This is a genomic window from Gorillibacterium timonense (assembly GCF_001457415.1).
Classification (GTDB): Bacteria; Bacillota; Bacilli; order Paenibacillales; family NBRC-103111; genus Gorillibacterium; species Gorillibacterium timonense.
Genome location: NZ_LN881722.1, coordinates 315,844 through 330,622 on the forward strand (window position 1 = coordinate 315,844; position 14,779 = coordinate 330,622).

The following is a 14,779-nucleotide window of genomic DNA, read 5'->3' on the forward strand; positions in this document are numbered from 1 at the left end:
GGCATGTTCCTTTATCGAAGGGTAGGGGTTCGAAATGCTGTCCGCAGGCTAAGGCGATCCTGCCAGAGACGATCATCCGAAACCAAAAGAACCGGAGTCGGATCGAGGTAGGTTCGATCCGCTCCGGTTCTGCTAAGGTACAGGGGTTCAACTTATCTGGTTGCTGTGGGCGAGATCCTAGAGAGCCGTATGGACTCTCTCAGGGTCAGCCTGAAGCGTCTTCCAGCAGCTCTTCGTGATAAGGCAAAGCGTGGATCGTCACGCGGTCGATCCGCAGGTTGTCGAGCTCGGCAATCTCGAAGATGATTCCGTCGTACAGAACCTGCATGCCGACCTTCGGCTTCTCCTCCAGCTGTTGATAGACCCAGCCGGCTACAGTATCGATCTCCTCGTCCTCGATATCGAGGTGGAAGAGGTCGTTCAGCTTGTCGAGCAGGAAGCGGCCGTCAACGGAGGTATAGGAGTCGAACACTTCTACCTCCGGACGCTCTTCCTTCCATTCGTCATGGATATCCCCGACGATCTCCTCGAGGATGTCCTCCATGGCGATGATCCCGGCCATACCGCCGTATTCGTCAACGACGACGGCGAGGTGGACGCGCTCGCGCTGCATGACCTTCAGCACTTGGCTGATCTCCATCGATTCGGGGATATGGGGCACCGGCCGAATCATCGGCTCCAGCTTGGCGGAAGCCCGATCCTGGGAGAGAGCGGCATTGTAGACGTCCGCCGAGAGGACGAAGCCGAGCACATTGTCCTTCTCTTCCATCACGACCGGATAGCGGGTGTGTCGAGTCTCCATGACGGAGGTCAAATTCTCTTCAAAGGGCAAGTCCGCATACAGGCATTCCACCACGGTGCGCGGAATCATCACTTCGCGGGCGAGACGTTCGGAGAATTCGAAGATATTTTCCATAAGGGTCAGTTCGTTCTGGTCGATGTGGCCGCCCTTTTGACTTTCTTTCATCAGAATGCGGATTTCTTCTTCCGTGTGACTCGCTTCATGCTCGCTTGCAGGCTCGATCCCGATCCAGCGAAGGATCGTATTGGCTGCTCCATTCAGAAGCCAGATGATCGGGTACATCAACCGATAGAACCACAGGAGCGGGGCGCTGAGCCACAGGGAGGTCGTCTCCGCTTGAAAAATCGCGATGGATTTCGGGGCGAGTTCCCCGAGAACGATGTGAAGGAAGGTAATAACAGCGAATGCCACACCAAGGGAAATCGGGTGGATCAGGGATTCGGGCGCTCCGACCCAGTTCAGAAAAGGCTCAACGATGAGGTCGGCAATCGCCGGCTCTCCCACCCAGCCAAGACCGAGGGAGGCGAGGGTGATCCCGAGCTGACACGCGGACAAATACGCGTCAAGCTTCGACGCGACATGCTGGGCGACCTTCGCCCGACTGTTGCCGGAGCTAGCAAGCTCCGCTAAGCGGGTGGCGCGCACCCTCACGAGCGCAAATTCCGCCGCCACAAAAAAGCCGTTCAACAAAACGAGTATAAGAACCAAAACTAAATTCAATAGAATCGATAAACCATCTTCCAAGCCGTCATCCTCCCCGCACGCGGGTTCGGATATTCACCTCCGGGATTATTGAGTGATTGACGTACAGATTCGCGTACAGCCGACTGTAAAATGTATGCGTCAACTTTCCAACTCAATCACCCCCCTTTTCACAATATTATATGGGAAGCAGCTGGAAGACACAACATCATAAGATTTCTTAAGAATGCCGGGGAATGCGGACAGAGGAGAGGTGAATTGGTTATAGTAGGGGAGACCACCTGGAAAATGAACGTTTGCACAAAGGAGTTCTGCTTATGGAATACCGAATATTGATCGTGGACGATGATCCGGCCATCGCCGGTTTGGTGCGGATCTACCTGGATCACGAGGGCTTGGAATGCGATACGGCGGCGGATGGAGCGGAGGGGCTGTCGGCGCTCGAGAAGAAGGAGTACCACCTGGTCGTCCTCGATGTGATGATGCCCCGGATGGACGGGATCGAATTTTGCCGGAGGGTCCGGGAGGATCGATCGATCCCTATCCTCATGCTGAGCGCTAAGGCGGAGGAAATGGACAAGATCACGGGCATGATGACCGGCGCGGATGATTACCTGGCCAAGCCGTTTCACCCGCTTGAGCTGGTCACCCGGATCAAATCGCTTCTTCGCAGAACCTACCAGTATAATCGGCCCGCCGAACGAAGAACGGACGGTGAAATCCGTATCGGGCCGCTCCTAATTGATAGCCGGACGCACACGGCGGAAGTGAACGGCCGAAACCTGCACCTCACCTCGAAGGAATTCGGTATTCTCCATCTTCTTGCCAGCCAGCCTGGAAGGGTGATGGGGGCGGAGGATATTTTCCGACAGGTGTGGCAGGAGCATTATTTCGATTCGAACAACACGGTGATGGTGCACATCAGCAACCTGCGCGACAAGCTCGAGCGGGAGATGAACGAGCGCATTCTCGTCACGGTGTGGGGAGTGGGGTATAAGATCGATGGCTAATTCCACTATGAAAATGGTCCGGAGGCTCGTCTTCCAAATGATCGGCAGCCTCTTGCTCTCGATGATAGGGCTGTTCGTGCTTCAATCCGTCTTCGACCGCATCGTTGGGATCGCGTTACGCTATCCCTCTCTTCATCTATTCGACTTGGTAAACACCTTCGGCGGTGCACGCGTGATTCTGCCGCTGGTGTTCGGCTTCCTGATGATCCTGTTCATGGTACTCTTCAACCTGAGGCGCTACCTCTATCTAAGCAAAATGCTTCGTTCCATCGGAAGCGTCTCGTCAGGGCGGTCCCGGGAGACCGTGCCGGTTCAGCAAAACAACGAGCTGACCGAACTCGCCATCCGGATCAACGAGCTGGCGCTGCGCCTGCAAAATTCGCTGGAGGAGGAACGGCGGGCCGAGCAGACGAAGAATGAGCTGATTACGAACGTTTCGCATGACCTGCGCACCCCGCTTACGTCGTTGATGGGGTACCTGGAGCTGGTCGATCAGGACCGGTACCGGGACGAGGTGGAGCTTCGGCAGTATATCGCGATTGCGCATGAGAAGGCGGTCCGCTTGAACGAGCTGATCCGTGACTTGTTCGATTATACCCGGATGCGCAACGAGCAGCTTCCGTTCCAGCTGCAGCCGGTCGATCTGGCCGAGCTGGCCGGGCAGCTTCTGACGGAATATCGCCTCTCGCTTCTGGAGCAGGGGATGGAGGGCAGGCTTTCCCGTTCAAGCAGCCCGCTTGTGGTGTACGGGGATGCGGGGAAACTGATTCGCGTCTTTGAGAACCTGCTGTCCAATGCGATGCAGTACGGCAAAATCGGCAAGTACATCGATATCGCGGTGCGCCGGGAAGGCAGGCTGGCCGTGGCGGAAGTGATCAATTACGGAGAGCCCATTCCCCTGGTCGATCTGCCTTACGTGTTCGACCGGTTTTACCGGGTGGAGAAATCGCGCAACGAGCATACCGGCGGCTCCGGCCTCGGACTCGCCATCGCGAAGGGCATTGTGGAGCAGCACGGAGGAGCCATCGAGGTGGAGAGCGACGGGCAGAGGACGGTTTTCCGTTTCAGGCTGCCGTTAACGGAAATCGAACTTAAGAAATCTTAAGGGATTCTTAAACGGAGCTTAAATCCGATTCTTTACAATAGGACTCGTAGAGAGATAAAGAAAGGGTTTGAGTCCTTCATGAAACGAATCGCTGCCGTTGTCACCTTGATCCTTGTTCTTGCCGCCGCACCCAAGATCGTCAGCTATGCGTTTGATTCCCGCCAATCGGCGGAGCCAGCCGGAGCAACTGCCGCTCTTCGGGGGCTTGACGCCAGCTCCGCTTTCCTGCTCGACGTGTCGGACGGCAAGGTGCTGTACGAGCACAACAGCCATTCGGCGCTGCCTCCCGCAAGCATGACCAAGATGATGACGGAGTACCTTCTTCTGGAGGACATTCAGTCAGGAGAGCTGGATTGGGAGGATGAAGTAGAGTTCAGCGCATATGCCGCAGCCGTACCCGGCGCTGGTATGGACGGACAGGAGGGAGAGCGCTGGTCCGTGCGCGACCTGTTCGCCGCGATGGCGATTCATTCGGCCAACGATGCGGCGGTGGCACTTGCGGAGCATGTCTCCGGCTCGGAAAGCAAGTTCGTCAAGAAGATGAACGAAACCGCCGCCCAGCTGAAGCTGAAGGACACGAAATTTTACAATGCGACCGGGCTTGGCCGACGGGACATCGCGGAGATTTCACCCGACCGGCCCAAGGGGGACAATAAAATGTCCGCTCGTGATGCCGGTGTGCTGGCTTCTCATCTGATCCGCAAATATCCGGAGATCTTGAAGATCACCAGTCAGCTGGAAGCGAGCCTGAAGGGAGGCAAGGTGGTTCTGCCGACCACCAACGAGATGCTTCCCGGCGGCCGCTTCGGCTTCAAGGGCAATGACGGTCTAAAGACCGGATATACGAGCGAAGCGGGATACTGCTTTACCGGAACCGTCAATCAGCATGGACGCCGCTTGATCGCGGTCGTCATGGGCGCCTCCACCCCGGAAGCCCGCTTTGAGGAGACAGAGAAGCTCTTTTCCTACGGCTTCACGGAGTAAGGCAACGATCACCGCGAGTTGAACCTTTACCGGCCTGCCCCTTGTCCTCCCGCCCCTTTACTTTCCCGCACGGCGCTTATACAATGGGCACAAAGCCACTGGAGCGCTTCTACTGGATGCCTCCGGTTCATGCCATCATCCGGGAAAGGAACGGGAGCCTTGAAACCGTCCACACTCGCTTGGCCATTCCGATTGGCCCGGCTTCACCCGCCTCAGGTGCTCGCCTTGGGGTTTATTCTTATCATCATTCTTGGGGCATTTCTCCTCCATTTGCCAATTTCGCTCGACGGGGACGGAGAACTGCCTTTTATCGATTCGCTGTTCATGGCTACCTCGGCGACCTGTGTCACAGGCTTGTCCGTGGTCAATTCGGGAGAGGATTTCACGCTCTTCGGCCAATTGGTGATCTTGACCTTGGTTCAGCTCGGCGGTCTCGGTTTCATGACGATGGCGTCGTTGATTGCTCTCGTGTTTAAGCGGAAGATCACCTTCAAAGAACGTCTCATTCTGCAGGAAGCCATGAACCACGGAACCGTGGAGGGCATCGTTCGCCTGATCCGCCGGGTATTGGTCTATTCGCTCGTGATTGAGGCTGTTGGGGCGGTTCTGCTCTCGGTGAGATTTCTGCTCGAGATGCCCGCCGATCAGGCGGTCTATTTCGGCTTGTTTCACAGCATCTCCATCTTCAACAATGCGGGCTTCGATTTGTTTGGAGCGTTCCCCGGACGGGCGGGAAGCTTGATCCACTACGTCAACGATCCGTTCGTCAACGTGGTGACCATGGTGCTCATTTTTCTCGGCGGCATCGGGTTTATCGTCATCGACGACCTGCTGCATTATCGCAAGCGGCGCAAGCTCACCCTGCACAGCAAAGTCGTGCTGTTCGTATCGGTCGCCCTGATTCTCGTCGGGACGCTGGTGATCTTGATCTTCGAATACACCAACGCGCTCACCCTGCAAAAGCTATCGGCTCCGAGCAAGCTGCTCGGATCGCTGTTCCAATCGGTGTCCATGCGCTCGGCGGGCGTCTCGACCTTGGACGTCGGCTCCATGCGCCAGGCCACGCAGTTTTTTACGATCCTGATGATGTTCATCGGAGCCGCTCCGGGCTCCTCCGGCGGAGGAATCAAGGTGACCACCTTCGCCATACTCGTCGGAGCCGTCATCGCCATGCTGCGCGGGAGGCAGGACATCGTCCTCTTCAATCGGCGGCTCGCGCAGGAGCGGGTCTACAAAGCGATCACCTTCACGCTGTTCTCCTTCTTCTTCGTAATCCTCGCTGCGATGATTCTATCCGTGACGGAGAGCTACAGCTTTCTCGGGATCCTGTTCGAAGCGACATCCGCCTATGCCACGGCCGGCCTCTCGATGGGGCTAACCGCGAATTTGACCGATTACGGCAAAGGCCTGCTCATGATCCTCATGTTCGTCGGCCGGCTCGGCCCGGTCACATTGGCATTCGCGCTCACGCCGAAGCATGAGAAGGAGCTGTACCGCTATCCCGAAGGGAAGATCACCATCGGGTAGGCACTGCTCGGCTCGGGCTGGAGCGGCCGACTTGATGGACAAAAACATCCCGTTCTCCTCCAGACGGCAGGAAGAGCGGGATGTTTGCGTTTGCTGAGCTTGAGCCGTTCAATAAGTCCGCGTGGCGATGGCATCCAGGCTCTTGAACTCGTAGCCCTGCTTGCGCGCGTCGTCGATTATTCGCCCGAGCGCTTGGGTATTGTCTCGTGATACGGAATGGAGCAGGATGACGGCTCCCGGATGAAGCTGCGCCATGACTTGGCGGTAAGCGTAATCTGCGCCGCGCTGTTCGTTCGGGTCCCAGTCTTTGTATGCGATCGACCAGAAGACGTTGGAATAGCCCTCCTCCGCACAAACCCGCAGCACCCGTTCGTTGAAGATCCCGCGGGGTGGGCGGACGAACGCCATCTCCTTCTGACCGGTGAGTTCGACCACGGCGGTCTTTACCTTGGCTAGCTCCTCCCGGATCTTCTCGTTCGTCACCTGCGTCATGTCCGGATGGCTCCAGGAATGGTTGCCGATCAGGTGGCCCTCGGTAGCCATGCGTTTCACAAGCTCCGGCTTGCTCAGAACATAGTGTCCGGTCAGAAAAAAGATAGCCGGAACCTTCTTCTCCTTGAGGGTATCGAGGATGGCCGGGGTATAACCGTTCTCATACCCATTGTCGAAGGTGAGATACAGCTCCTTCGCGTCCGGGCTAGCGGCAGAGGCGCCGCGGAAGATCGCTGCGTGCTTTTGCAGAATCGGCTTAAAACCTTCGTCGTCGATCGATGCGGGCTGACCGCCCCGGCCCTTTCTGAAACCGAAGTGATAGGCGCCATCGGCTGCGGCAGCTTGGGAAATGCCTTCATCGGACACCGCAGATGAGGCTGTCTTGGCTGCTGCGGCGGAATCCGCATGCGACCCTGTCAAGGCGGATACAGGGAGGCTGGCGATCATGAGAATGCATACGATAACCGCAAGAGCGGAGGAACGGTAACGATTCGACATCGGGATTTCTCCTATCCGTTTTGAAATGGTCAATGCCGCCCGGCCCGGGGCGCTACCCCTACTATTCCACTGGAACTCGAAGATATGCACGTTTTTCTACTTGGTCGTGTTTCCATCGAAGGCATAGGCTGATAACCTTTCTCATTGACGAGAAGACGCTTTAAAGAGATGAAGTAGAGAAATCGGGAGCATCCTTTCGGTTTGCCTCCTCTGGGCTGCCATTCCTTCACCAAATGCCGGATTATTGCGGCGAGAGCGGAAATATCCGATTTTATCGACCGTCCCGAAAGCTATATAATTAAGAGCAATTGAGACAAGAAAGCGGAAATCTCGGCATGGATGGAGAAACCGGGAGATACCTCTTTCGAACCCGGCGCCGATTCTCGCGGCCGTACGTTCGCGTCATGTCGAGCAGCCAATAAAACCAGGGGAGTGGACGAAGTTGACCCGTGAACAGTTGTTGGAACGCAAGTCGGAAATGCTGAAGCGAAATATGCAAGAGCTCATCATGAAGCAGAATCAGCGGGGGCTTACCCGGCAAGACGGAAAATACCTGCAGCAGGTCATCAAGCAGTTCCACCAAAATGTTCATAGCCTTCATGACTCAGCCAAGTGAGAATCGGCTGTAGCATGACGGAACGATAATGAGGAGCCAAAGTCAAATGGGAAGACGGGCACCCTGTTCATGGAGCGGGGTGCCTTTTGTATAGAGGCCTATGGTAAGCAATGAAGACGAGGGGGATCGGTTTGTGCTGACGGCTTTATGGGGTACGATCATTAACGCGCTCGCCATCATTGCGGCGGGCGTGCTCGGCATCTTCCTGCCGAAAATGCCGGAAACGATGCACCGAACGGTGATTCAAGCGATCGGCATCTTCACCTGCGTACTCGGCGTGGGAATGGCATTAAAGGGGGAAGAGACGCTCTATCTGGTCATTAGCTTGGCGGGCGGAACGCTGCTTGGCGAAGCCATCGGAGTGGAACGCGGCTTTGAACGGGTCGGCGCGTGGCTGGAGCGCAAGGTGGGCGGCGAAGGCTCCGGCAAGGTCGGACAAGCATTCGTCACCTCAACGCTGATCTTCTGTATCGGGGCGATGGCGATTCTCGGGCCGATCGAGAGCGCGACGGGACAGGGGCACTCCCTGCTCTACACAAAGTCGATTATGGACGGGATGATCACCCTGATTCTCGCATCGACTTTGGGGATCGGAGTGATCTTCTCCGCTCCGGCTGTCTTCGTCTACCAGGGAGTGATCGCGCTCGGTGCCTTCTGGTTCGCCTTGCGTCTCGATCCAGTGTCGCTCAGCGCAGCCGTGAGGGAGATCTCGGCGGTCGGCGGCGTCCTGATCGTCGGAGTAGGCCTCAATCTCCTCGAGATCAAAAAAATCCGCGTGGCGAACATGCTCCCCGCGCTCGTGGCGATGGCGCTGTTCATGGCCTTCCGGTTCGTGCTAGAGTAAGAAAAAGGAAAGAGAATCTAGCTATCATCGAGAAAGAAGGAACGTCTATGTCCACTGCCCGCTTGTCGGTTATTCGAACCTATGAGGAGCTCGCCGTGAATTCATGGCCAGCCCTGTCCGTTCTGTGCATGGACGGATGGCTGCTGCGCTCGGCTGACGGGTATTCCAAGCGCGCCAATTCGGTGCTTCCCCTCTATTCCTCCGAGCTTCCCCTTTCGGAGCATATCGCTTTTTGCGAGGACTACTATGCCCGGCTTGGATTGGACCCGGTATTTAAGCTCACGGCGGCGTCCTTGCCGAGGAAGCTTGACCGTGAGCTGGAGCGGCTTGGCTACAGCCGCGTCGAAGAGGTTAGCGTGCAGAGAGTCGCCCTGCCTTTGGCCGAACCGGTCGAACAAGAGAATGAGGAGCCGATTGTGTCCTTCTCGGCTGTCGATCCATGGCTTAAAAACTACATCAAGCTGAACCCGAAGCAAAGCCCCCATAAGAAGACGATCGCCCGCCTGTTCGAGCTCCAAACCTATCCTTGCTATTATGCGACGATCACGGAGAAGGGAAAGGCTGCGGCCATCGGGATGGTGGTCATTGTTGGAGCGCATGCCGCCGTATACTATATCATCACCGCGGCGGCCTTTCGCAGGAGAGGCTTTGCGGGCAAGCTCATGCGCGCCTTATTGGCAAAAGCGGCGGAGGCCGGGGCGGAAGAAGCCTTTTTGCAGGTTCTGACGGACAATGAAGCGGCGGTGTCACTCTATGAAAAGCTCGGGTTTCAAGAGCTGTATCGCCAGTGGTATCGGGTTAAGAGCGGTGACAGAAACCGATAAAGCGCTCGAAGGGAATCACAATTGCGCGGAGCCCACCATAATACAGCATTGACATTTTATTGAAGATGTCCTACTGTCATTATAAAAAGGTAAAAGCTGCCGCTCGGAGCTTGCTGGAAAGAGGAACGAGAAGACCATGTCCTTATCTTTTTGGAAGCTGCAACGCAATGTGAAAGCCCGGATGATAGAGCGCTTCATGACGCATATGATCAACAACTGTATTTTTCCGTTCATGGGCATCTACTTGGCTGGTCAATTTGGCGCCAAGCTCACCGGAATTCTGATGACGGTTACGATTCTGTTGGCGTTCGTTGCCGGAATCTTCGGCGGCTATCTATCGGATCAGATCGGACGAAAGAAGCTGCTTGTCGTGACCGAGGTCGTTCGCTTTACCGCGATTGCAGGCATGATTGCCGGCAGCACGGATGCCCTCTCAGCTCCGGTGCTGGTATGGGCAGGCTTCTTTTTTTGCTATTTTTGCTCCGGATTATCCGGTCCCGCCGGAGACGCACTCATCATCGATTCCAGCGATAGCGAAGAGCGCCGGTACATCTACAGCTTCGATTACTGGCTGTGGAACATCTCCGTCTTGGTCGGCATGATCATCGGCGGATTCTTTTTCAAATTACATAGGCTGGAGCTGTTTGTGGCTTTGGGCGTCATTTCGCTTCTCTCCATCGCGATCCTGGTGTTCTGGATCAAAGAGAATCGGACAACTCTTCCGGCAGCCGAAGAACCCTCCGAACGTGTCGGTTTCCTTCGCAGTACGGCGGCCAATTATCGCACGGTGGTTATGAACTCGGTTTTCATGGTGTTCCTGCTCGCCTCGCTCATTGACATATCCATTCAGCTGCAATTCAACAACTATTCCCCGATCCGTTTGGCTGCGGCCGTCGAGGAGACGAGCCTGTTTCATCTCTTCGGACAGACCTTCAAGGTGGACGGCTACAAATTGTTCGGGCTGCTCAACATCGTCAATACGGTGGCGGTAGTCATCCTTGGCACTTGGATTCGCAAGAGGACGATGCGGCTTTCGGACAGCAAGGCGATCATCGGCGGGCTTGTGCTGTATGTGGGCGGTTACGCCTTCCTGGTCGCCACGGCGCTGCCCTGGTTCCTCATGGTGATGATGGTTGTCGTGTCCTTCGGTGAAATGATCTATGCTCCGCGCAAGCAGGCGGTGCTGGCCGATATCGTTCCCGCCGATCAGCGCGGTTCTTACATGGCCATTAACGCGTTAACGTTAAGGGGAGCGATGATGATCGGCTCTTTGGCGGTCACTCTGGGGGCTTATATCCCGGCATGGGCGATGGGTGCGGAATTGGCCGTCGCCGGACTCGCGAGCATGCTCCTCTATCGGAAAATGTTCCGCATGAAGCCGAAACCGGTCCCGGCTCCCGAGCCGGTGGCGATCGGCGTGGCCCCGCCCTCTTGAGCTAAGCGGGAGAGCTGCGAACGGCTCTTGCAAGCGGCGATCTGTTCGCTTGGCGAGGAGCTACCAGTGGATGGAGACTAAGCCATTTCCGGCTCACCTGATAGGAACGGGCAATGGCGTGAGCAATCCGGTTAACCTTCATTTGAATTCAAGCACATGTTCCTTCGGGGCATGTGCTTTTGCATGAAGGCGTGTTTTCTAGCGGAGCTTGAATGATTTCTTGACGAGCGGGGAGAGCCATTTGACCCCGCTCGGTGTAAGGGTGTCCGCTGCCAGATGCGACAGATATCCGGCTGCGGATGCGGCGGCCAGACCGGGAATCGCCCATTCGGCTTCCAGCTGCCGACCGATGGCGGCCCAAAGGGCGAGTGCCCAGATCGTATGGGTGAGGCCGCGATGCTTCAGCCATGGGGCGATGACAACGAAGGCGCCCAAGCCGAGCAAGCCTCGGGAATCGCCCATCCATGCGGCATACAGGAGAGCGCAGCCGATGGCGCTCACCAAGGCGTTGCGAATCGCACCTTCCTTGGCTGTGAGGCCGAGCAGCAGAAGCGCGACTGCCGCGGCAGACGGCAGGGGAGCGAAGCCGTTTCGGGTTCCGTAGAGCACGAGAGCGACGACGGCGAGAACGCCCGCCCACGGCGCGAGGATGCGGATGACACGCGAGACTTTGCTGAGCTTCGAGCTGAGCAGACTCGCCCCATCGAGATCCGCGGCGAGCGCGGAGAAGGAAGCGGCCGTGATGAGCAGAGCGGCCTGGGTGAGGGAATGCGAGTACACGGCGGCAGCGCCGATTCCGATTGCGGTGCCGATGGTCAGATGAGTCGAACCTTTCATGATGTCCTCCTTAGCTGATGAGTTCGTCGGGAATCCAAACATACGTTTGCTTTGGTAGTATACCTGTGCCGCACCCGGATGACAACCGGGAACGCTTCTTTTGCATCATACGCGAAGGAATGACGGGCGATTCTTATCACGCTCATGGATAAAATGATTCAGGGCCACCTGTTCAGTTCCGGGCGTCGAGAGGTAGAATGATTGAAACGACCTTTTGTAATCGTAGGCGGAAATCGTCGCGTTTCGTGCCGCCGCGGACATGGACTTAGCAGAACGAATTCTTTACACAGAAGAGGGATGAGACATGACAGGTACGTGGTTTCACGGGGGGCGCAGCCCTTTTGCGGAGAAGAGCGAGGAGTCTATCTCTGTCTATTGCGAGAATGGCATCATCCGGGCCGTCGGCTCCGACCGAGAGCTCAGCTTGCAGCTTGCCGGCCGTGACATTCGCCGGATCGATCTGGACGGAGGCTATGTGCTTCCCGGACTAACGGATTGCCATATGCATCTGTCCATGCAGGGGATGAAGCTGGCGGCTCTCGATTTCAGCGGAGCGGAATCGAAGGAGGAGATGCTCCGCCTGCTGAAGGACCGTGTGGAAGCAACCCCGCCCGGCGAATGGATTCTCGGCTACAACTGGAATGAGAACGCCTTCCTTCCCGCTGTCGCGCCGAACCGGGACGAGCTCGATGCGGTCACCGACCGGCATCCGGTGCTGCTGACGCGCGTCTGCTACCATTCCTTGCTGGCCAATTCAGAAGCGTATCGGCGTGCCGGCATTGCGGAGGATATCGTCGATCCGCCCTCTGGGGCGTACGGGCGTGATGAGCGGGGCAGGCTGAACGGGCGCATCTACGAGGATGCCGGCGAAGCCTTCCAAGCGGCGGTGCCGGAGCCGGATTATGCCGCCAAGAAGGCCACAATCCGCAGCGCCGCCGAATACGCCCTCTCGCTTGGGCTGACGGCGGTGCATACGGATGACCTGCGGTATCTCGGCGACTTGAGCACGATGCTCCGCATCCACCGCGAGCTGCGCGAGGAGGGCGTCCGGCTGAGGACGCATCAGCTCGTCTATTACCCGAACCTCGCCGAAGCGAAGTCTCTGGGCCTTCGGGCAGGCAGCGGCGACGAATGGCTCCGCCTCGGAGGGGCGAAGCTCTTCGCGGACGGCGTACTCGGGGGCCGGACCGCCTGGCTGAGCGAACCGTATGCCGACGATCCCGGCAATTCCGGCATCCCGATCCACACGCCGCAAGCGCTCCGGGCTATCGTCCGCGAGGCGCGGGAGGCCGGCTATCCGATCGCCGTCCATGCCATCGGAGACGCGGCCGTGGACCTCGCGCTCACGGCGATGGAGGAGCAGCCGGTGGAGGCGGCCAGCCCGCTCCCCGATCGGCTGATCCACGTACCCGTGCTGCGCCCCGAGCAGCTCGAGCGGATGCGCCGCCTACGGCTTGCAGCCGACATTCAGCCGCCCTTCGTGGCGAGCGACTACCCGTGGGTGCAAGAGCGGCTCGGCAGCCGGCCGGTGCACCGCTACGCCTGGAAGACGCTGCTGGCCGCAGGCGTTCCCTGCGGCGGCAGCAGCGATGCTCCCATCGAGCCGCTGGATCCGCTCCACGGGCTGTACACCGCCGTCACCCGCCGCAAGCCGGGCGAGCGTCATCCGGGCTACGAGCCGGATGAGTCGCTGACGCTTGCGGAAGCGATTCGGCTGTACACGAACGGGAGTGCCCGGACGGCGGGAGAAGAGAACGTGAGGGGGACGCTGGCTCCCGGGTATGCAGCCGACTTCACCGTGCTCGACCGCCCGTTCGCGGAGGACCCCGAAGAGTGGCTGCGGATGAAGGCGCGGCGGACGGTCGTGAATGGAGAGACGGCTTACGAGCGGGACTAATCCCAGGCGGCAGAACCGGCTGTGCGGTGCAGGTCTCGCAATCTCGCACAGGAGTGTCCGTGCGGGACTAACGTCATGGATCAGTGTCGCCATGTGCGAGCCATATCCAGCAAGCGAGCCATACCCAGCAAGGAAAAGGGGAAGCAGAGGAAACCGGAGGGAATCGATATGGAATTTTGTACCGAACGTCTCATCCTGCGCGAATTTACTGACGATGATTTTGCTGCCGTGCACCGGTATACCTCCAATCCGGATGCGATGAAATTTATGCTGTGGGGGCCGAATTCGGAAGAAGAGACCCGCGGCTTCCTGGCCAAGGTCGCAGCGCTTGCTGCCGAAGAGCCGCGTACTGGCTACGAGCTGGCCGTGACCCGGCGCGACGACGGTGCACTCCTCGGCGGCGGCTGCTTGTATGTGACCGGGACGAACGGAGAGATCGGCTACTGCCTGAGTCCCGATGCCTGGAACCGGGGCTATGCCACGGAAGCGGCCCGGGAGCTGATGCGCTATGGCTTTGAGGAACATCGCTTGCATCGCATATTTGCGACCTGCCGTCCGGCAAATGCAGGCTCGGCCCGGGTGATTGAGAAGCTTGGCATGCAGCGTGAGGGTCACCTGCGGGAGTACCTGTATGCCAAAGGGCGTTATCACGACTCGCTCTTGTTCTCGATCCTGGAGGAGGAGTGGAGGGCAGGACAATGAGCGACGGCATGATGCTAGTCGGCGCGCTCGGTCTCGTCGGCTACGCAGGGCTGTCCTTGCTTGCACTGCGCTCCAAAGTCCGCGCGGGGAAGGTTCTTCTCAGCGGAAATGCAATCGGAATAAGCGTGGCGCTCTGGGTCATCTTTTATGTGCTGTTTTCCTTCATCCTTACCCTGGAGTTCCCGTTCTGGCTGTTCTTCCTTATTACCTTCCTGAACATCCTTCCGGTTGTTTGGGTCTCCCGGGTCCGCCTCGGGGAATTCGGGCTGCAGACGGGATACCGCTTTATTCCGCGCAACCAGCTGCTCGGGTTCCGTTTCCTGAACGACGATGGCAATCGGGTGGAGTTCTTTCTTAAAGCGGAGGAGCGATACCCGCAAGCGGCGTTCAGCCGCAAGCTGTCCCGGGATGAGGTGCAGGAGCGGCTGGCGAAGTATTTTGCACCTTGACGGTTACCTTGACGGTTACCTTGACGGTCAGCCTGACGTTTAGCAGCAGTAGAGA

14 protein-coding genes are annotated in these 14,779 nt (G+C 57.8%); 11 read left to right on the plus strand and 3 right to left on the minus strand.

Annotation, left to right across the window (positions count from 1 at the left end; all coding sequences use genetic code 11):
* Nucleotides 1–205: 205 nt before the first annotated feature.
* The gene (locus BN2684_RS05945; protein WP_058301250.1) at nt 206–1,546 is read right to left on the minus strand and encodes a hemolysin family protein; all 1,341 of its coding nucleotides are present in this window, start codon (nt 1,544–1,546) and stop codon (nt 206–208) included.
* Between the two features lie 275 nt (nt 1,547–1,821).
* Between BN2684_RS05945 and BN2684_RS05950 the strand changes: the two genes are divergently transcribed.
* The 4 genes from BN2684_RS05950 (at nt 1,822) to BN2684_RS05965 (ending at nt 6,130) form a co-directional block, all read left to right on the plus strand.
* Nucleotides 1,822–2,514, plus strand: coding sequence for a response regulator transcription factor (locus BN2684_RS05950; RefSeq protein WP_058301251.1), 693 nt, complete (start codon nt 1,822–1,824; stop codon nt 2,512–2,514).
* Complete coding sequence (locus BN2684_RS05955) at nt 2,507–3,619, plus strand: sensor histidine kinase (protein WP_082651784.1); 1,113 nt, start codon at nt 2,507–2,509, stop codon at nt 3,617–3,619. The genes BN2684_RS05950 and BN2684_RS05955 overlap by 8 nt, the downstream gene beginning before the upstream one ends.
* Before the next feature lie 78 nt (nt 3,620–3,697).
* Nucleotides 3,698–4,603, plus strand: a complete 906-nt coding sequence (locus BN2684_RS05960; RefSeq protein ID WP_058301252.1) for a D-alanyl-D-alanine carboxypeptidase family protein — start codon at nt 3,698–3,700, stop codon at nt 4,601–4,603.
* A 129-nt stretch (nt 4,604–4,732) separates the two neighbouring features.
* Nucleotides 4,733–6,130, plus strand: coding sequence for a TrkH family potassium uptake protein (locus tag BN2684_RS05965; RefSeq protein ID WP_058301253.1), 1,398 nt, complete (start codon nt 4,733–4,735; stop codon nt 6,128–6,130).
* A gap of 108 nt (nt 6,131–6,238) precedes the next feature.
* Here the strand turns inward: BN2684_RS05965 and pdaA are convergent, their stop codons facing one another.
* Nucleotides 6,239–7,120, minus strand: a complete 882-nt coding sequence (gene pdaA, locus BN2684_RS05970) for a delta-lactam-biosynthetic de-N-acetylase (RefSeq protein ID WP_082651785.1) — start codon at nt 7,118–7,120, stop codon at nt 6,239–6,241.
* 442 nt (nt 7,121–7,562) lie between these two features.
* Here pdaA and BN2684_RS24445 point away from each other — a divergent pair, with 442 nt between their 5' ends.
* From BN2684_RS24445 to BN2684_RS05985, 4 genes are all read left to right on the plus strand, one after another.
* On the plus strand, nt 7,563–7,736 hold the full coding sequence (locus tag BN2684_RS24445; RefSeq protein ID WP_159065767.1) for a hypothetical protein: 174 nt from the start codon (nt 7,563–7,565) through the stop codon (nt 7,734–7,736).
* Nucleotides 7,737–7,869: 133 nt separating this feature from the next.
* Nucleotides 7,870–8,580 carry a DUF554 domain-containing protein gene (locus tag BN2684_RS05975; RefSeq protein ID WP_108722175.1) on the plus strand — a complete coding sequence of 237 codons (711 nt, stop codon included), beginning with the start codon at nt 7,870–7,872 and terminating at the stop codon, nt 8,578–8,580.
* Nucleotides 8,581–8,627: 47 nt separating this feature from the next.
* Nucleotides 8,628–9,404 carry a GNAT family N-acetyltransferase gene (locus BN2684_RS05980; RefSeq protein WP_058301255.1) on the plus strand — a complete coding sequence of 259 codons (777 nt, stop codon included), beginning with the start codon at nt 8,628–8,630 and terminating at the stop codon, nt 9,402–9,404.
* Between the two features lie 136 nt (nt 9,405–9,540).
* Entirely contained in the window at nt 9,541–10,839 is a 1,299-nt protein-coding gene (locus BN2684_RS05985) for an MFS transporter (protein WP_058301256.1), read from the plus strand.
* A gap of 198 nt (nt 10,840–11,037) precedes the next feature.
* On the opposite strand, the gene BN2684_RS05990 is transcribed toward BN2684_RS05985, so the two are convergent.
* Nucleotides 11,038–11,676 carry a metal-dependent hydrolase gene (locus BN2684_RS05990; protein ID WP_058301257.1) on the minus strand — a complete coding sequence of 213 codons (639 nt, stop codon included), beginning with the start codon at nt 11,674–11,676 and terminating at the stop codon, nt 11,038–11,040.
* A 304-nt stretch (nt 11,677–11,980) separates the two neighbouring features.
* Between BN2684_RS05990 and BN2684_RS05995 the strand changes: the two genes are divergently transcribed.
* From BN2684_RS05995 to BN2684_RS06005, 3 genes are all read left to right on the plus strand, one after another.
* The gene (locus BN2684_RS05995) at nt 11,981–13,573 is read left to right on the plus strand and encodes an amidohydrolase (protein ID WP_058301258.1); all 1,593 of its coding nucleotides are present in this window, start codon (nt 11,981–11,983) and stop codon (nt 13,571–13,573) included.
* 168 nt (nt 13,574–13,741) lie between these two features.
* The gene (locus BN2684_RS06000; RefSeq protein WP_058301259.1) at nt 13,742–14,275 is read left to right on the plus strand and encodes a GNAT family N-acetyltransferase; all 534 of its coding nucleotides are present in this window, start codon (nt 13,742–13,744) and stop codon (nt 14,273–14,275) included.
* Nucleotides 14,272–14,724: a hypothetical protein gene (locus tag BN2684_RS06005; RefSeq protein WP_058301260.1), complete on the plus strand. Its 453-nt coding sequence runs from the start codon at nt 14,272–14,274 to the stop codon at nt 14,722–14,724. The genes BN2684_RS06000 and BN2684_RS06005 overlap by 4 nt, the downstream gene beginning before the upstream one ends.
* The last annotated feature ends 55 nt before the right edge of the window (nt 14,725–14,779 follow it).